The sequence below is a fragment of the Roseovarius sp. JB2-10 genome (assembly GCF_055693585.1).
The window spans coordinates 3,589,716-3,607,715 of the sequence record NZ_CM146337.1 but is presented as its reverse complement, the minus strand read 5'-3'; the positions used below and the strand labels follow the sequence as shown (position 1 = coordinate 3,607,715).

At 49.1% G+C, this 18,000-nt stretch carries 13 protein-coding genes and 1 tRNA gene; 11 read left to right on the top strand and 3 right to left on the bottom strand.

Features of this window, described 5'->3' with window-relative positions:
* Nucleotides 1-70: 70 nt before the first annotated feature.
* The 3 genes from ACZ1HJ_RS17985 to ACZ1HJ_RS17975 form a co-directional block, all read right to left on the bottom strand.
* Entirely contained in the window at nt 71-1,303 is a 1,233-nt protein-coding gene (locus ACZ1HJ_RS17985; RefSeq protein ID WP_472720005.1) for an NAD(P)-binding domain-containing protein, read from the bottom strand.
* Nucleotides 1,304-1,421: 118 nt separating this feature from the next.
* Nucleotides 1,422-1,622: a hypothetical protein gene (locus tag ACZ1HJ_RS17980; RefSeq protein ID WP_472720004.1), complete on the bottom strand. Its 201-nt coding sequence runs from the start codon at nt 1,620-1,622 to the stop codon at nt 1,422-1,424.
* 34 nt (nt 1,623-1,656) lie between these two features.
* A complete protein-coding gene (locus ACZ1HJ_RS17975) occupies nt 1,657-2,223 on the bottom strand; it encodes an OsmC family protein (protein WP_472720003.1) in 567 nt (188 codons plus the stop codon).
* A gap of 86 nt (nt 2,224-2,309) precedes the next feature.
* Here ACZ1HJ_RS17975 and ACZ1HJ_RS17970 point away from each other — a divergent pair, with 86 nt between their 5' ends.
* The 11 genes from ACZ1HJ_RS17970 to ACZ1HJ_RS17920 all read left to right on the top strand — a co-directional run bounded on the left by ACZ1HJ_RS17970 (nt 2,310) and on the right by ACZ1HJ_RS17920 (nt 17,939).
* On the top strand, nt 2,310-3,986 hold the full coding sequence (locus ACZ1HJ_RS17970) for a hypothetical protein (protein WP_472720002.1): 1,677 nt from the start codon (nt 2,310-2,312) through the stop codon (nt 3,984-3,986).
* Between the two features lie 372 nt (nt 3,987-4,358).
* The gene (locus ACZ1HJ_RS17965; RefSeq protein WP_472720001.1) at nt 4,359-5,720 is read left to right on the top strand and encodes a tyrosine-type recombinase/integrase; all 1,362 of its coding nucleotides are present in this window, start codon (nt 4,359-4,361) and stop codon (nt 5,718-5,720) included.
* Nucleotides 5,721-6,326: 606 nt separating this feature from the next.
* Nucleotides 6,327-7,571, top strand: coding sequence for an ABC transporter ATP-binding protein (locus ACZ1HJ_RS17960; RefSeq protein ID WP_472720000.1), 1,245 nt, complete (start codon nt 6,327-6,329; stop codon nt 7,569-7,571).
* Nucleotides 7,572-7,606: 35 nt separating this feature from the next.
* Nucleotides 7,607-8,977: a hypothetical protein gene (locus ACZ1HJ_RS17955; protein ID WP_472719999.1), complete on the top strand. Its 1,371-nt coding sequence runs from the start codon at nt 7,607-7,609 to the stop codon at nt 8,975-8,977.
* On the top strand, nt 8,962-9,513 hold the full coding sequence (locus ACZ1HJ_RS17950) for a hypothetical protein (protein WP_472719998.1): 552 nt from the start codon (nt 8,962-8,964) through the stop codon (nt 9,511-9,513). The genes ACZ1HJ_RS17955 and ACZ1HJ_RS17950 overlap by 16 nt, the downstream gene beginning before the upstream one ends.
* Nucleotides 9,514-9,515: 2 nt before the next feature.
* Nucleotides 9,516-10,313, top strand: a complete 798-nt coding sequence (locus tag ACZ1HJ_RS17945; RefSeq protein ID WP_472719997.1) for a trypsin-like serine peptidase — start codon at nt 9,516-9,518, stop codon at nt 10,311-10,313.
* Nucleotides 10,314-10,956: 643 nt separating this feature from the next.
* Complete coding sequence (locus ACZ1HJ_RS17940) at nt 10,957-12,015, top strand: caspase family protein (protein ID WP_472719996.1); 1,059 nt, start codon at nt 10,957-10,959, stop codon at nt 12,013-12,015.
* On the top strand, nt 11,957-12,940 hold the full coding sequence (locus ACZ1HJ_RS17935) for a hypothetical protein (RefSeq protein WP_472719995.1): 984 nt from the start codon (nt 11,957-11,959) through the stop codon (nt 12,938-12,940). Before ACZ1HJ_RS17940 ends, ACZ1HJ_RS17935 begins: the two co-directional genes overlap by 59 nt.
* Nucleotides 12,903-13,817: a hypothetical protein gene (locus ACZ1HJ_RS17930; RefSeq protein WP_472719994.1), complete on the top strand. Its 915-nt coding sequence runs from the start codon at nt 12,903-12,905 to the stop codon at nt 13,815-13,817. Before ACZ1HJ_RS17935 ends, ACZ1HJ_RS17930 begins: the two co-directional genes overlap by 38 nt.
* 1,164 nt (nt 13,818-14,981) lie before the next feature.
* Nucleotides 14,982-17,297, top strand: coding sequence for a phage/plasmid primase, P4 family (locus ACZ1HJ_RS17925; RefSeq protein WP_472719993.1), 2,316 nt, complete (start codon nt 14,982-14,984; stop codon nt 17,295-17,297).
* A 566-nt stretch (nt 17,298-17,863) separates the two neighbouring features.
* A tRNA-Thr gene (locus ACZ1HJ_RS17920) sits at nt 17,864-17,939 on the top strand.
* Nucleotides 17,940-18,000 lie beyond the last annotated feature (61 nt).

Genomic DNA, 18,000 nt, shown 5'->3' with positions numbered 1-18,000 from the left:
TCCATTGTTGCGGAGTGTTGCCGGAATTGCAAAAAACTATCAGGGGAAAGTCAGGATTTTTTTGGCATGTTCATGCGGCATGGCGTCGGTGCACGCGGGCGGCCAGATCAGCGGTCAGCGCGGCGGCGTCATCCGCGGCCCCATGCAGGAAGGTGGATTGCCGTTGTCGCATGTAGGGCAGGCCCATGGCGTAGAGGCCATTGCCAACGATGCCGCCATCATGCTGCAACCGTCCTTTCCGGTCAAAAACGGGCAGGGTGAGCCAGCTGAAATCGGGTTGGTATCCGGTGGCCCAGAGCACGGTGCTGAACCCCTCGCGGGCCAGATCGATCTTCAGTCGTGGTGAGGTTGGAACCTTTGTGGCGGCAAACCGTTCTGGCGCAGGGACAAGGTCCGTCAAGCCTGTGCTTTCAACCCATGCGTCGATCGCTGTCAGAAGCCGGTTCAACTTCAGATCGGCGGCGTCGCACAGATTGGCCAGAGATCCGGAAAAGACTGCCGCTCCGTCCTGAACCATGGCCAAACGACCGGTGATTTCGACACCTTCTGCCTGCAGTGCATTCAGATCAAGGGTGGCGTCAGCCACAAGCGCAGGCGACGGGGTGCGCCGCAAGCGTTCGATGTCATCAACCTCAGTGTGAGACATCGAGAGTGACCCTAATGCATCAAGCCAGGTCAGGATATCGGCGTCACGATAGTGCCGGGGCAAGCGCAGATGCGAGCCGACGGCCAACACGGTTTGGCGGCCCGAGGCCTGAATTTCGCGGGCCAGTTGCTGCCCGGAGGCGGAGGCGCCAACCACAAGGACTTTGCCATCGGGCAGGTCTGACGGGCGCTTGTAGGTGAGCGATGTGATCTGGTGCATGTCGCCGTGCATTTGCGTGCTGAAGGCTGGCCGTTTCGGTCGGGCACAGGCGCCATTGGCCAAAACCACATTGCGGCAGTCGAACGCGCCCTGATCGGTCTGAACACGGTACCCGCGAGCGGATGCAGAAACAGATAAAACGGTGGTTTGCGTATGGATCGGCGCTGTGATGGCGGCGGCGGCCGTGTCAAAGCGTGCGACCAGTTCGGTGACATGCATGAAGCCATCGTGATCTGGGCCGTCATAGGCCTGGCCGGCCAGCCCATTCATCCAGTTTGGTGTCAAAAGACGCAGGCTATCCCACCGCTCATGACGCCAAGAGTTACCGATCTGACCACGCTCAAGAAGGATGTGATCAATGCCATTTTTCTCAAGTTCATGGCTCATCGCCAGACCAGATTGCCCGGCCCCTATGATGACCGTGTTCACTTGTTTCATGGTGCCCTCTTGGGTTGAGCGTGCAAATCGCTTGGGAAAAGCGCAATATTGTCAAATGTTTAGGTGGCGCGATGCGGCAATCGCCGCATCGCCCACTGTTTGGTGGGTCACGTGCCCTTTAGTCGAGACGTGTCATCATTTCTCTGATGTCGTCGCGTGTCAGACCAATGTCCCGCAGTGTTTTGTTGTCAAACTGGAGCATGCGGAAATAGGTTTTCCGGTCCCGGTTTTGTTTGGCTTTTTCCTTCCAAAATGCACCTAAGGCATGAAGGACGGAACGCGCGGTTTGCTTTGGTGTTGGTGTGGCTACAAATGCCATATTCGGTACTCCTTTTGTGCGACGGCCCGGGGTGTCAGGCGACCGTCACATGGACGTTGCTTGGGTTGGTGATGATGTCGAAAACGGCTGAACGTTTTTGCGACTGAGCGACTACGGCCTTGATGTCATCGTCGCTGGCATCGGCATCGATATCGAACGAAACGCGGATGGCGTTGAACCCGTTGCGAATGTCCGCATCGATGCCCAGGATACCTGCGATATCCATGTCGCCCTCAACCGTGACCTTGACCGAATGCATCTGGATGCCGCGGTTCTGGGCAACAGATGCCACGCCGGCCGTCAGGCAGCTGGCCAGAGCGGACAGGACGATTTCAACCGGTGTTGCGCCCTTGTCGGAGGCGGCAAATTGCGGGGGGTGGTCCGCCTCAATGGTAAAGTCACATGTGTGGTTTTGCTCTTCGCCAAGGCCAAAAAAGCTGTTGATGGTCGAGCGGCTATGCGCCCCGCCCATCCATTCACAATTTGCACGCCAAGTGAATTGTGCCGCGGCGGGTGCTTCGGCCAGTGCATCACGCGCACCGAGCAAGGCCTCAACGTTCACTCCGTTATCTGCGGCGGTGGTTTCAGTTTGAAATTCCATAATCTGTTTCCTTTTTTGATGTGGAGCTCTTTTGGCCCCGGATGCCGGTGGTGTGCAGGAGGGATGTTTCAGCCTGATTTCGGCGTTTGTTTCATCGTGTTTCAATCTCGAAACAAATAGCCGGTGTTGGCGCGGTCTTAGATTTGATTACAGGGGCAGGCCTATTCATCACGGCTTGCCCTTCTGCTAGGAGAAGATCAAACAAGGACACCACGCGCAAAGCTAGTGGGGTCACATGTTCGGAAACTGGTCACGGTGGACACAACATGATCGCTGCGAAACAATTATGTGATGACGGCGGCCTGGATTTTGAGCACGTGTTTGCCAGGCAATACTGCCTGTCCCGGAAACCTTTGCCAAAAACAGATGGGTGGTGTTACCCGAAGCCCTTGCTCGGTTGGGCGTTAACGCATTGCCCAAAGTTGAACTGTGTGGCGTTGCACGATCGTACGGGCAACACACTGGGGTGGCTCCTGGGCGTTGCTGTTGACCAGCAAGGCAATCTGGTTGGCAAATCTGATCACCAATTTGCGACGGCACCAAGCGACCAAGACTTTTGGGAAAGTGTCGAAGAGGAAATCACCGGATTCGCTGGTCGCTACATCGCCATTCTCATAACGTCCGACGGAAAGCGCGTCTATTTTGACCCGGTGATGGATCTGCCGGCGGTGTATAATCGCACGGACAAAACCGTTGCCTGCTCTCCGTTGATGGCGCTGTCCCGTCCGGCCAGAGTAAATCATCGGATCGATAGGAAAGCTGTCTTGAAACAAGGCGGCAATTACGGGATGCAGCAGACCTGTGATCCGGATGTGAAACGGGGGCTGTCCAATCACTATCTGGATTTGGACAGCTTTTCGTTGCATCGTCATTGGCCAACCGTCGAAGATGATTTCGAGGAAATTTCCGGTGACCTGGATGACGTTGCCGCCCGTCTTGTTGGCAGGTTGCGGCAAGTTACCGGTGCTGTTTTGCAGAACTTTTCCTGCCTGCTGGCGCTCAGCGGTGGCGTTGACAGCCGAACGCTCGCATATTCAGCCAAAGATAAATTGCATCTGGCGAAGCTTGTCTTCACGCATAGAGCGACATGGATTTCCCAGTTTGATTGCTATGTGGGTTCTCAAGTTGCCTATGACCTGGGGATCGGAAAAGACTTCCAAATTTTCGATGCAAAACGGCATGTCCAAAGCGGTGGTTGCAACCCGACTGACCAACAGCGTCTGCGATGGGATTTTTGCCATCGAACGGGATACCAACATGCACCCAAAAATGCCGTTTTGGTTGCAACTGATATGCTGCCCGACGCGGATTTTGTCCTGCGCGGCAATATCCTGGATATGGCCCGCGCCAACCAGTGGCCCCAGAGCCCCAAATTCGACCTGAGCCATGGGATTGCCAAATTGGCGCTTGGCGGAAAAACGCACGAGGAGAATGTGGGCTATTGGGGCCCTGAATACCTGAATTGGCTTAATACACTTCCCCGCACCGCACATGCCCGAATTTACGATCTCGCATTTGTTGAACAACTCTTGCCCAACACATTGGGTGGAAGGTTGATCGGCTATGGTCATGCCAGCTACTTCAATCCGTTCAATGACCGGAAAGTGATACATACATGCATGCGTGTCGATCCAGCGCTGCGAAAGAATGGCGAATTGAACAATGCCCTTCATCGCGCATGTGGTGCAGGCACTACGCCAACGGCCAAGCAAGCTATGTCTGATGAAAAGATAAAGGCCGAGGTGGAAAAACTCTTCGCTTAACGTTCCCGGCTTTAGACCTGTCTGATCACGGCATATCGCTCGATTGTGGAAATCAAGGCGGCCGGTACGCGTTCGGTTGTTGTATGTTTATCGGTGTTGGTGCTAGTAACGTCAATTTCCACCATTCCAAGTGCTATTCAAACTGGATCACGGGTAGTCAGCATATTCTAGGTGGCCTGTGTGAGCCGCCCATGACGTAGCGCCTACAAGGCGCAATCCTAAGTAACGTCCACAGAGTCCTTGAAAAATGGAGGCGAGTACCCGCACCAAGTTTACGCATCAATCCAATTCTTTAAGCCTTTTCTGATCACTAAGGCGAAAGAGACTTTCCATGAAGTGGAAAAAAGCGGAAGTTATAGGGGGTCCCATAAATTGAATGACCACCAACCGGAGAGATTAGATATGCCCCGACGCTCAGTTGATGAAATGACCGTTTCTTCTCTTAATCGCGTTGTACGCGACATAGAAGGAGATAAGCGAAAACCCGGTTTGGTACGTGTTGGGGGTGTCGGCGGTCTCGCATTGAACGTACGGAAAAGGAGATACGCATCCGGAACAGCGTTGTCGGCATCCTGGGTTCTCCGAAGGACTTTCGAAGGAAAACGCCGTGACTTTGCTTTAGGCCCGTGGCCAGAAGTCACACTCGCTCAAGCACGAGAGCGCGGCAGGGTAGTGCTGGACAAGCTCTGGCGCGGGGTTGACCCTGCCGAGGAGAAACGACGGGATGCGGCAGAGAAGGTTGTTGTGCCGACGTTTAGACTGGCTGCTCTTGAATACTTCAATCGCCAGGTACGAGGCAAAATCAACGCACGCGATGAAGCGAAATGGATGAACGATCTTGAAGGGTTTGCCTTTGAATTTATTGGTGACCTTGCGGTCGACGAAATTGAAACTCATCACATTATTCAAATCGTTGAACAGCCCCACACTAAGTATGGTACGGCCGAAGAAAAAAGGCTCTGGGATTCAGTGCCGGAGCGGGCGTCTCGCATGATGAAGAAGATAGAGCTAGTTTTTGCTGCGGAAACTCGGCTTGGGCATCGTGAGTCGAACAATCCAGCCGCTTGGAAAGATCACCTCAGCCACTTGCTGCCTAAACCATCCACGGTGAAGGCGCCGACTCGGCAGCCTGCTCTACCTTATCAACAGCTTCCGACGTTTATGCGAGCGCTACGTGGTAGAAAGGTATCCCCTTCTAGCCTTGCGCTTGAGTTCCTGATTTTGACAGCAGCCCGATCCGGAGAAATTCGAGGCGCCACTTGGTCTGAGATTGATCTTGACCGTGGATTGTGGACGATACCATCACAACGGATGAAGGCGGGACGGGAACATCGCGTGGCGTTGTCAAGTGCTGCGGTTTTTATACTAAAGCGCTTTCCGAGAATTGCTTCCACCAATTTGATCTGGCCTGGTCAAGGTTTGAAAAAAGCAATGAGCGACGCTACGCTTGCTGCTATAGTTAAAAAAATTCATATAGCCGAAACCAAAACGAACGGTTTGGGCTTTTTAGATCCAAGGACCAACCGCCCAGTTGTTCCACATGGTTTTCGATCGACTTTTCGAGATTGGGTCGCCGAAACGACTGAATACCCTTCCGAGATGGCTGAAATCGCTTTGGCGCACGAAGTTGGTTCAGCAGTCGAGCGTGCATATCGGCGAGGAGACATGTTGGAGAAGCGAAGGACTCTCATGGAAGATTGGGCCAAACATACGCTGAGCGAAATCGAAGCCTAAACTAAGTATAATCGGAAACGTTTTTAGTTGGTTGTCTACATCGAAAGAATGCTTGTTGTGCCCAATCCTTTTTACTCGCAACCAGCTGTTTTTGGAAACATGCTTGTCACTTGAGGCCAATACAGGTTTTTTTAGATACATAGTGCGAAATTCATCCCGCCCGTTAAAACTGTTCTCGGCTATTTGAAAGACAAAAACCTCTTTTTTCAGATTTTGCTTCACAAACTAGGGACCTTACTGCCACTAATTGTACGGTTTAATACGTTTCAATTGAAGGGTAACTTGCAAAGTATATGGCTGCACCAGGAGATATCTTTGCACGAGTGGCTGAACTTGAGGATTGCGTAGCAAATGCAGACTACGCAACTTTTCATGATGACCTCTTAGTTTTATGCAAAGACGCTTCGGTCGAATTGCGAGATAGAACTTTCAAAAAGGCTGCACTGATCCTCTGTGGTGAATACCAGGATCTCGTAAGACAGGCTCGTATTGGAACTGCCCGGCCAGAGGATATTGATTTTCGACGCCGTGGCGTTTTGGATCGCGGATTAGATCTCACGAGTGATCTAGTGGATGCCTACTCGAAGTTGTTCGGAGGTCGTCGCTATGACAGCTGATTTAGTCGATCGGGTTGAGGAGATTCTTGAAGACCTGACTAGCCATCCCGACAAGACACTTTTTAAGTTAATTGATTTTATGAAAGATCATTCGGTAGACAAAAAACTGCGAACACAATCTTTGGTGTTGGCCGGCGAGATGCACATGGCGCGGCACTTTGGCGTTAAGGAAGATTTCGTGGCGAAAATTCGAGATATTGCGAGCGCAATTTTAGCTGAACAGGCATCTCCGAATCTGGACACTTCACTTGCGCAAAGACGAACAGCAAAAAAACGAATCTCGGGCCGCCAAATTGATAGCCGAGCCGTTGTCCATGCCGCTAATCTCGGGAAAAGCTTCAAACAGTTCACGCTTTCTGGTGTGGACCTTGAATTGCGCCTAGGAAAAATAACCGGCGTCGTGGGTGAAAATGCTAATGGTAAAACCACGCTTTTCAGGATGATAGTCGGAGAACTTAGTCAGTCCGAAGGTCAAATAAGTTATCCCGAACTAGGATTTTTCGAGCCCGGCAGAGTGGAATGGGCTTCTGTGAAACGTCAAATTGCTTATGTACCTCAAAACCTCAAACCGTGGCGCGGATCATTAGAAGACAATCTGCGATTTGCGGCCGCTTCTCACGGGATTATTGGCGAGAACAACGATGAGGAATTTGATTACATAACAACAAGGCTAGGGTTGCGTGACTTCCTAGACCATGGATGGAACGAGCTTTCTGGTGGCTATCAACTTAGGTTCGAATTGGCCCGCGCATTGATTTGGCAACCTAAGCTACTAGCGTTGGATGAGCCATTGGCAAATCTGGATTTCAAAGCCCAACTGACTTTCCTTCGCGATGTTCAAGCTTTGGCGCGATCTTATTCTTCTCCAATCGCTGTGCTCATTAGCTCGCAACACCTCCATGAAATCGAAGCCGTAGCTGATCATATAGTTTTTTTGAGACGCGGCAAAGTGGCGTATAACGGTGCTATTGGTGAAATAGGCAATTCACGCAAGATCAATACGTTCGAAATGAACGTTAACGTTTCAGTGGTTGAAGTGAAGTCCGCGCTCGCGCGCTTGCCAGTAGATAAAGTCTACTTCAATGGCTTGTCCGTGGTAGTTGAAGGAAGCTTGGGTTTGACGAGTGCTAGTATTCTAGTGGCTTTGAGTGAGTCCAAAATAGAAATCACTTACTTTCGCGACTTGTCGCGATCAATTAAGCAATTATTCGAACAAGCATCTTATGCGTCATGACAAATAGAGAGTTAATCACCCAATCGCGATTTCTATTGACCCGTATCAACCCTCTGGCACCAGCAGGAAAGTGGATGCTGCGAAATGCGCCGACAATTTGGAGAACATCGGTACTGGACATTTTTTGGTATTATCTGGCGTGTTTTGTAGCGCTTTTTCTTTTAGGTTCATTGGTCGCTAACAACACGGTGGAAATCCCAACCCTAAATAAATTGATTGTTATCCAAGGTTGGATTTATTTCTTTTCCGGAATAGTAGTGCTTGCTTGGATTTTTTCACTACTTCAGTTTCCATTAATCGAATCTGGATGGAAACAAATCCTATCGACGTTATGCATTTATTTTGCGGTTATTTTCTCACTGCTGGTTCTGCCCAATGCTTACTTGATGCCAGTAACTAACCGAACTCTTCAGCTGTACGATATAAGTAACTTAGAAATTGATAAAACTACACTTAGTTCGGGATTTGATGAACTCTGTGAAGTGCCTACCGGGAGTGAAAATAACCTAAAATCCACTATTGAAAGGTTATACACAGGGCAGAATGAACTCGCGAGCGTTATACAACTCTTTGAACGCTTGAAATTGCATAGTCAAAAGAAATCGAACGGATCGACGTTTTGTGTTTTCAAACCAAATAGTTTTCGAAATGCTACGTGGCAAGGAAACAACTTCCAGTTTGTTGATCAACTAGTGTACGAAGTAGCGTCTTCTGCCTTACCAAATGGTTCGGTATCGAGTAGGGAATCCCAAAATATCAAAGAAGTTTATCGTAAAGCCGTTGAGGGACTTACTGAATTACAAGCGGCCGGCCGAAGTTTAGCTTTGAGCCAAAAATTGGTTGCAATAGAACGGTATCAAAACACAGTCCGTTTGTTTATTGGCGATCACTGGATACTTGGCCTAGTAAAAGTCAATTTCGTGCTTCTTGCAGCATTGCTTGCAGTTGTTTTAACTTTGTTTGAGAGGTTGAAGTCATGCATAGTGGCCGGTGTTCATTCAACACTCAAAAGAATTTGGAAATTACAGCTTCCAGTTTCGAGCCAAGATTTCCGGCTTATGGAACGGAATCTATTGATCAATTATCCTAACTATTGGCTATTTCGAATACACATCTCTCCTATACTTGCAGCGGTGTCGTTTACGCTCTGCTTGTGTATCGTACCGCTTACTGGGTTTGAACTTGGTTACTCCTCCCAAAAAGATCTGCAGATGTCAGTGAATTCATTGTCAGAATCTGGTTCCAGTCTTTTCATTCTCCTGTTTTCAATCCTTTTGGTGATCGTCTTTTTTCGAACGCAGGCACGCAACATCGAATTGGGCAAAAGATCCAAGAACATTGTCGTTAAATCGTTTTTCGCTTTGTTTGCACCAGTTTATGCAGGCTTTTTTTGCTGTTACTCGTAAGCTTGGGTTTGCGTTACGGCGAATACCCTGATTGGGATTACACCAATTTGTTTGCGTCTGCGATGTTTGGCCCAGCAATTGGAGCAAGTATATTGTTCATTGCAGTGGTGTTTTGCGTTGGTTTGATTTTTTCAGGTCCAGCGACAGTTTTGCGTGCAGCAGCTGTAGCTGTTTTTTTAGGTTTGGGTTTTAGTGCAGCTGTAGGTTTTACAGAAATCAACTCAACAGTTTTAACTACCATTTTGACTCCAATGGTTTTTGTTTTTGTTTTTGCGCTGCTTTTCAGCGCACAGTCGATCTATGAAAGAACCAGAAGCGATTTCTTTGTGCTTTTTCTATGCTTTTCAGCGACTTACGTTCCGTTATTGAGCGGCGCGCTTCTATTCGCTGTGATTAACAACTTCTATACGGGCGATTTAGATATTACATGGGCTTATGCTATTTTGATATTCATCGGTTATTTCCTTATGGGTCTATTACTTGTTCCACTGCTAAACCAGTTGAATCGTCGTCACATCGAACCTCAGATGAATTAAAAATGCACCCCTCGTTGGAAGCTATAAATGAACTGATTTCGATCGCCGATATGGACGGTGCGAAAGCAGCGTTGCTTTCGTATTTGAGCGGTCAACTAGACCAAGCTTCCAAGGTTTACGCTCGAAAGTTAGAAGCGTTCAAATCCGAAGCATTGCTGCACGCTTCTGAATTATCACAATTGAAAGTCAAATTCCGCTTGGCAACTGAGCACCCAGACAGGTTGGCTCAAGAACAGCGGAGGTTAAAACTCGCTCTTTTGGAACTTCTTCAAGAAATTGATAGAACGGCTGAAGATTCCGCCACTCTACGTCCAGCAGTCACACCAAAAATGGACCCTGTGCTCGGAAAAGCGGTGCCAGAAAAAGTTAACGGTCGCGGAAATTTGCAAAGTGTATCTTGGTTATCTGAGGGGATGGAGGCAAGTAAAGCGGTTTGTCGTATCATTACCCCTTCAGCTCTAGGTACTGGCTTTTTGGTAGCGAATGGGCGGGTCATTACTAACAATCACGTGGTGCCGAGCGCCGAAGTGGCTGGCAGTACGAAAATCGAATTCAATTTTCAGCGAGATAGAAACGGAAACTTGCAAGAGAGCAAAATATATTCAGCGCGAAGTTCTGGCTTTTTTACTGTCGAACCACCCCTGGACTGTTCCGTTTTAATGTTGGAAGCCGAAATGGATGATTTGTTGCAATGGGGTAGCTTAAGTATCGATACAAACGCAGAAATCCGTTTAGGTGACCCCGTATCGATAATCCAACATCCCAATGGTGGTGAAAAAAATTGCTGTAACGGCCAATGAAGTAGTTGCGATGTCGGCGGACAAGTTAGCCTATTTAACTGACACTCTTGGCGGGTCTAGTGGATCACCTGTATTCAATGAGCGGTGGAACGTTATCGCTCTGCATCGCGCCGGGGGAGCTTTAGTGCAGACGGATGACCGCCAGCCTTTGAGAGCCAATGAAGGCGTACTATTTAGTGCACTTGCAGCCCAGAGTGGTTTCCAAGTTGCGCTTTTAGAGTAACCGGCGCTTAGGTGCAGAGTCTCACTGACTGACCTCAGGTGTTACTCAGGTTGCGGCGGCCAATAATGCATGCGGGCTACTTGGTTCCAACAAGACATGCCGAGTTAGTTTATTTTGCAATTGGCGACAAGTCAGACAACACTGTTATCTTAGCATTGACTGTCGCAATCTGACCAATCAGAAACTTGGAGCGAATTCCTCGAACTGGAAGTTCGGCCGTGTTTCTGAAAATCCAGTGTGCTGCTCTGAGTTCGCATTTGTGTTGAAACAGGGTCAATCGAAAAACTCGACAACAAAACCAGTGCATTAGTCGAGGAGGCGTCCAAACCAGAATGATCTAAATACGTTGGGAAACCAACCAAATGTTGATCGAGGCAAGCAGTCGATTATTGTGCGATAGATTAATTTTGGAAAACGCAGATGACTGACCTGTCCCCTCTCCGCAAAGCGATGATTGTGATTGCAGTTTCGAAATACAAGGATTTGCCTGACCTTCCTGGCACAATTACTAGTGCGAACCGCATCGCGAAATGGGCCGAAGGAGATAGCCCTGCGCGCAACTATGCTGTGCTGAAAATCACGGACGAAGACTGGGTGGACGAAGAGGGGATTAAGCAAACCGGAGAGCCGGTGACACGGGATCGACTAGAGATGGAAATGCGCGATTTCATTGGCAGTGCCATTTGGGATCGTGTCGTGGTGTATTTTGCCGGGCACGGCATGATGGGTACCGGATTGACCGATTTCTGGCTTCTTCATAACGCCAAGGGAGACCCTGCCCAAGGTGTGAATTTCCTGCAGTTCAAAACCGCGATGGAACGACAAGGCATCGGCGCACAAAGTTCGGCAGTTGGCATAGATGGCGGTCAGGTCTGTTACATCGTTGATGCCTGTCGCACCGTGGAGGCAGAACTGGCGGGGTTTGCAGGCAGTCCAATACTTGAATGGCCTAACAAGATGGCACCACTAGAAACCGATTTGTTCTTTTCGTCAATTCAAGGTGCGTATGCTTTTCAACCGAACGCGGTCCAGAACAGGCCAGCATTTTGTTTGTTTTCCGATGCGCTTCTAGATGCGTTGGAAGGCCATGTGCCGGAGGTAATCGAGACCGAACATCATGCCTATGCGCCGGTGATTACTAGTTCGACATTGTCCAAGTGGATCAAAAAGGAGCTGCCCAAGCGAGCCAAGAAATACAATGAACATCTGGAAGCCGATCCAAAACCAGGTTTCATAAGCCATAATGACTTTTACGAGGTGTTCGACAAAACGCCAGACGAAGGAGACATTGAAGCGTTCGCAGTCGAAGAAGGGCTTGATTCAAGCGTTTCGGATTTCGGAGTGTTTGTCGACATCGGAGATGGTCCAGATGCGCTAGTGCACATTTCGAATATGAGTAGGAAAGGGCCTCCTAGCTTGGATGATGAACTGTTCAATTTCAACGCACCTGGGGGACGAGATCATTCGCGAGGCGAATAAAGAAGATTCGGGAAACTTAAGCGATGAAGTTGATTACGCGTTGGCCCTTGCCACAAAGATAGCCGACAGCTGGGTCAGCGTAGAGGGGCGCCCCGTAATTGCTTATCCAAGAGGTGCTGAAGACGGTTTTTATCAGCACGCGAAATACGTCCGATATTCACCGGGCCACGGTACTACAGAAGAGCGCCCGATTTTTGTAAAGAATGCTTCCGGCTGTGGGTGGACTTTCGCACCATCATTTTCAATAGCCACAAGCAGCGTCGTTATGTTGGATTATCCGGGCGAGCTTTTCCTGGTTGACCACTACGATCATATGGACAATCCAGATTTGTCACTAACGCGGTTTGCCACCAAAAACCCGGCCCGGATGTCGGATGCGATGAGGTTGGCGGACGACATACGTAGCCGCAAAGCGACTTATCCTAACTATGCCAACCGTGCAGGATACCTGTATTATCTTGCCTCCGATCGGGATAACGCGCTTCGCACGGCTCATTTTATGGCCCAAGACGGCCTACTGAGTTTTGATTTAGCGCTGGTTGCATCTCAGACTCTGACATGGGCGCGCGATGAAAACGATCGTTGGCAGGTGTTTGCTGACCTCGCAGCGGTGGGAGAAGCAAAGCACAAAAATGGAGACACAGAGCGACCTACTTATGCCCGAAGCGCATTTGATGCGCGAAAAGAAGTGCCACTAACAACCATCTTCCCGGTTTTTAGGCAGGGCTGGGACCTTCTGCAAATCTTGGATTTTGAAACCATGCCGGATGTAATGCGCGACATTTCCAAGTTAGCCTCGGGGCGTAATATCACTGTGTTGCCAGAAGCTGCAATTGGCCTGGTGATGGAACATTTTCACTATGAGATACGCGACTTTGGAGGAGCTCATGACAAAGCGACTAATTTTCATTCATGGGATAAATAATCAGGACCGAACCAGGGAGCAGATAGAAGCGTTATGGGGTGGTGCGCTGCGCGGCGCTATGGGCACGCGGGCGGATGACTGGTGGGACGATGTGGAGATTTCCACTGCATACTACGCCGACAAGCTTTTTTTAGAGGATCGCAGTTGGAAGCTCTTAAACTTCTCGGGCACACGGATGAGCGCGAATTCCCCGGACAACGATTATGCGGATCCTGCGGTGGCCGCGCTCTATCTAGAATTTCAGAAACACTACGGCCTCGAGAATTCACAGGTCGCTGAAGAGTTGGACGAGGTGGATGACTTAGCCGGGATGCGCCAAGCTGCGGGAGTTCACAAAAAATGGATTAAGGCGATCGCCCGTTCTCTGGAAAAAGTGATCCCGAGCGCGGGCAACACCTTGGCGCGGGTCACACTGTCACAGGCCGCAACTTATCTGAACAAACCCGGCGTGTTCGATGGAATCAATAATCTTGTATTTGACCAAGTTTTGGCTGACCACCGAGAAGGAACGAAGACCGTCGTTGTTAGCCATTCGCTCGGCACGATCGTGGCCTATGTTTTGCTGCGTAGGATGTTGTCGCAACCCGATTTCCCATTGTTTCTTACTCTGGGCTCGCCTCTTGGGATTGAGATTGTGCGAAAACGTGTAGGTAATCCGCTTGTAAATCCACCACCCGCGCCGAAATGGATCAACGGGTCCGACCCTGAGGATTTTGTTGCACTACACAAATCACTTGATGCCGATACGTTTAGCAACAAGACCACGATCCAAAATTTTCCAGATATCGAGAACGGACATGAGAATGCTCATTCGATTGCAGGCTACCTGCGGGATGCTCGCATTTCCCAAGCAATACTAAGCGCTCTAACAGACTAGCAATTTCTTTTCATTTCAAACCAAGCTTGTGCCAGCATCCTTGGTGTCTAATTTTTGAACTTTCTGTCAGGAACTTGGAAAATGCACCTTACCCTGTGTTTGTGGGCTGAAAAACGTTCATTAGCTTACAATTGGCTGATTAGGTAATTCACACGTGCAGCACGATGGTTCTCTATGCTTTGGGCAAGAAAATAAAGTTGGTGAAAGTTGGGGCTTCTGGCTACGAAGCTGATACAGAAATAGACCTTGGATTTGAGCTATGGGTGGGTCTTCGATACGCATTTCCAAGCATCCAGAATACTGACCCAAATGACGAGTCCGAAATGGCTTGTGTTAGCGTTTCTTCATATGGGTTGTTCATCGACGAAAGTGCGAAAGCGGAGGTAGCAATCGCCGCAATCAAACGCATTTCCGAGATTTACCTTGGATGTATTCACTGAGCGGTCCTTCGAAACGGGGCGCTTCATTTTCAACCGAATAATTGGAAAATTCTTGGGGAACTAAAATAATCAGATTTTCCCGAAAGTTAAAAAAATTACGTAAGTATCCGATAATTTTACAAAAAAAGTATTTTCTCGGAAACTTTTTTAGGGTAGGCGAGAATAGCGAGTTCAATCTTGAGCCGAAAATCAGAATTAGAACCGTATAGTGTAATCATCGTAAATAGCGGGGTCGATGCCCGCACAGACCACTAGCCCTCCACAAGGGCAGCTGCAGAATCGGCCAATCAAGCAGCAACGGGCGAAGTCTCCAATCGCAACGCTGAAATCGGATCAGCGGAGTGACAAGGAGAAGCAACGCAAAGTCCTTCTCCTTCCGCTTTTTAAGCATGGAGAAGAGACCCATGAATATCAGACAAGAAAACGAGCGTAAGACGCGCCACTATACGAAATGTGCACGGCCAATTAAGGGCGTACCGAAATACCGATCAGGAATTGACTGGTCAAAGATGCCTGACTACGGACGGCTTCCTGATTACTCGCTACTAGGAATATCGGAAGTCTCTATCCTAACGGGTATGTCAAAATCAGCTATTGAGCGTCGTGTAAGAGATGGAAAGTTCGCGGCACCGAATTACCACGGGAAAGATCGAGTTTGGTCTTTAGGGTATGTGCGCGATTGGTGTGAGCAATTTGCGCAATCGTTTAAGAGTGGCGGTGCGTCATGAGAAATAGAAACTCGAAAGCACCTAGTTCCTCGGCATTTGAACCAGTTGATAACAGTGAGTCTGGGTACAAGTTATCGCAAACACAGTCAAAAGCCTTCGCAATCAAATATGCAAAAATGGGATTCGAAGTTTTTCCCGTGAAGCTTGGTAAGAAACAATCTCATAAAGCAGCGAAGTACTCAGGTACCCAGTGGGGAAAAACAACCGACGTAGAGGAAATCCGAAAAGATTGGGAGAAGTGGCCAAAGGCCAACGTTGGTATCGCTACCGGGAAAATCTCCGATTTGTTGGTTGTAGACCTTGACGTTCGAAGTGGTGGGCTTCAGGCGTGGGTAGAATTGATGGAGCAGCATGGGCCGATGCCGCCCACAGTTACGGTGGAAACACCAACTGGGGGAAAGCACTATTGGTTTCGATATCCTGACGGAGGCGAAGTTAGAAATAGCGCTGGCAAGCTAGGCCCGGGAATCGACATTCGCGGCGAAGGAGGCATCGTTGTTGTTCCACCGTCATCGAAACCTGGTGTAGGAGAATACAGGTTTTCGCTGGGTTTGTCTCCTGACGAAGTTGGTGTTGCCTGTGCCCCGGAATGGTTGGTCGAAGCGGCGAAAAAGAAACCTCCGCTGCAAAATTCGGCTATTTCTGGGGTTAAACCTGGTTTGATCATGAAAATGGCACGTCGTTGCAAGGCGGAGCTAGTATTGAGTACTCAGCTATCAAATCTTGCCGCAGCTGAGCCTGGTACTCGGAACGACACACTTAACCGAGTTGCATTCTTGGCAGGGTCCTTGGTCGGCACATTTTCAACGGAATTTGTATGTTGCGAGTTGGGTAAAGTAGTTGCCGGCTGGGATGATCCAGAAAAAAGTAAAAACACGATCGAACGAGCCCTAGCTGATGGAGCGGCAAAGGCAAATCCACTTGAAGTCGGTTTGGAAGATTTGCCGCTTAGTCATGAAAATCTAGCACAATCATTGGTGGAATCTGATTGGGCCAAAAACAATGTTTGGGTTCAAGAATGGGGATGTTGGCTAGGTTGGAAGGGAAGCATTTGGCAAAAGCGGAGCCCGGGAGATGTCGTGAAAGACATCCGTCATCATTTGAGAACTGCGGTAAATGAGATTGGAGAAGTCGCCGAAAATCAAATTGAAAAAATCCGGTCGGCGCAAAGGTCCGGAGTAAACGGACCTGCAGGCGAATTGACGATCAAGCAGTTGAAGTCAATTTGCCGTCAAATGCGCGAAAAGTTGGGCTCAGTGAGCTTCGACAGTGCGGTCGAGGCCAAAATGAAGTCGCAGTCAGAAGACCTAGCCGGTGACTTCGATTCTGACCCTTTTGTTTTGGGTTGTCCCGATGGTGTTGTGGATTTGCGAACGGGAAAGCTTTGCGCAGGCCGCCGTTGCGACAAGATATCTCGTACTACTGCGGTGACGCCTTCTGCAGATGGAGAGCGATCCAGAAAATGGGAAGAGTTTTTGCAGAGCGTATTTCCAAACGACCCTGAGATGTGGGAGTTTCTTCAACGTTTAGCTGGCTACTGCTTGACAGGCCTAACAAAAGAAGAGCGCTTCTTTTTCTTCCATGGGTATGGACGAAACGGCAAAGGCACATTTCTTGAAACGCTTTTTACGATTATGGGAAGTTATGCAGCGACTGCACCTTCAGGTTTGTTCCTCTCCCATTCAAATCTGAACACTGAGAATTTCCTTGCAGGAACAGACGGCGCTCGAATGATCACCGTATCAGAGATTGACCGAGGTAGGGTCTGGAACGAAGCGTTGCTAAAGGAAATAACGGGAGGCGACACAATCAGCGCTAAGCTTCTATATCGAAATCCTTATTCCTTCCGGCCACAGGCAACACTGATTATCACGGGAAACACACAACCTAATTTTCGAGGTGTAGATCAAGCTATGAGGTCCCGGGTTGCACTAGTACCGTTTATGCAGACTTTCGCGGGCAAAGAAGACCGTGAGCTTAAGTCCCGGTTACAGGACGAGGAAGCTCCGAGAATCTTACGTTGGGCGGTCGATGGTGCGAAGCTATATCTCGAGAGTGGTTTGTCCCTGCCGAGAGCTGTTAGAGTTGCCAGCCAAGAATATATGGATGGCGAAGACATTGTTTTACAATTCTTCAGCGAAGAAGCTGAAGAGCAGCAAGGTGCATGGACATCCACGCAGCTCTTGTATGAGCGTTTTTGTGGATGGATGGAATACCAGAATCTCAAACCTTGGGGCCGTCGAACATTTACGAAAGCACTAAAAGAGAAAGGAAAAAAATCACTCGGCGGAATTCGTTGTCAGGTGTGGTAGGATTGAAATTGCGAGACGAGCCAATGTAGTTCGACCAAGTGATACGAGAGCGCTTTCAAACAGCTTTCCCGAAAAAGTTCTTTTAGGCATATTTTTTTGTTTTGTTTGGATTTTGCTGAAAACGCGGTTTGGAAACGCTTTCTTTACTGATTTGAAGGCGGGAGCCACCACCATGTTTGTGCAAAAATCGGAAATTCCTTGGACTGAATTGTGATGAAGTAAACTGAAACCCTTTCTAGGACCCCCTATTCGCTTTGAGGTACAGGTGCCTTTGAGAGTAAGATTTAAATCTTGTCGGCTGTTCAAAAACACAGCGATGGTAATTCTAGCAGTACGGTTTAGCGGGGTTTGGTTCGGGAAGGGCCACCCCTCCGGAAACCCCAATTTTGATGCGCTGAAGTTAGCGAACTGTTTCAGCTCGGAAATAACGTAATGGCCCGAATTTAGGCGGGTCAGATGGTAGAGCAGGTCATTCGTAATTAGCGGGTCCCCGCGAGAATGACTTGCGAAACCAATGAGTTCGCGGCAAAGACATAGAACTAGTAGGGCCATAGTAGGGCCCGAAAGCCTCAATAGCTCAGCTGGTAGAGCAGGTCCTTCGTAAGGACAAGGTCGGGGGTTCGAGTCCCTCTTGAGGCACCAGTTCTATCCCGACAAAAAGAAGCAAGCACTTTTGCGGTTTCCGCGGTAAGAAGTTTCCAAG

Bases quoted from the DNA above. Each gene is read 5' to 3' on its own strand.
- ACZ1HJ_RS17975 (WP_472720003.1), bottom strand. From the start codon at position 2,223: ATGGAATTTCAAACTGAAACCACCGCCGCAGATAACGGAGTGAACGTT.
- ACZ1HJ_RS17935 (WP_472719995.1), top strand. From the start codon at position 11,957: ATGATGAACTGTTCAATTTCAACGCACCTGGGGGACGAGATCATTCGC.
- ACZ1HJ_RS17985 (WP_472720005.1), bottom strand. From the start codon at position 1,303: ATGAAACAAGTGAACACGGTCATCATAGGGGCCGGGCAATCTGGTCTG.
- ACZ1HJ_RS17945 (WP_472719997.1), top strand. From the start codon at position 9,516: ATGCACCCCTCGTTGGAAGCTATAAATGAACTGATTTCGATCGCCGAT.
- ACZ1HJ_RS17980 (WP_472720004.1), bottom strand. From the start codon at position 1,622: ATGGCATTTGTAGCCACACCAACACCAAAGCAAACCGCGCGTTCCGTC.
- ACZ1HJ_RS17925 (WP_472719993.1), top strand. From the start codon at position 14,982: ATGAGAAATAGAAACTCGAAAGCACCTAGTTCCTCGGCATTTGAACCA.
- ACZ1HJ_RS17960 (WP_472720000.1), top strand. From the start codon at position 6,327: ATGACAGCTGATTTAGTCGATCGGGTTGAGGAGATTCTTGAAGACCTG.
- ACZ1HJ_RS17940 (WP_472719996.1), top strand. From the start codon at position 10,957: ATGACTGACCTGTCCCCTCTCCGCAAAGCGATGATTGTGATTGCAGTT.
- ACZ1HJ_RS17930 (WP_472719994.1), top strand. From the start codon at position 12,903: ATGACAAAGCGACTAATTTTCATTCATGGGATAAATAATCAGGACCGA.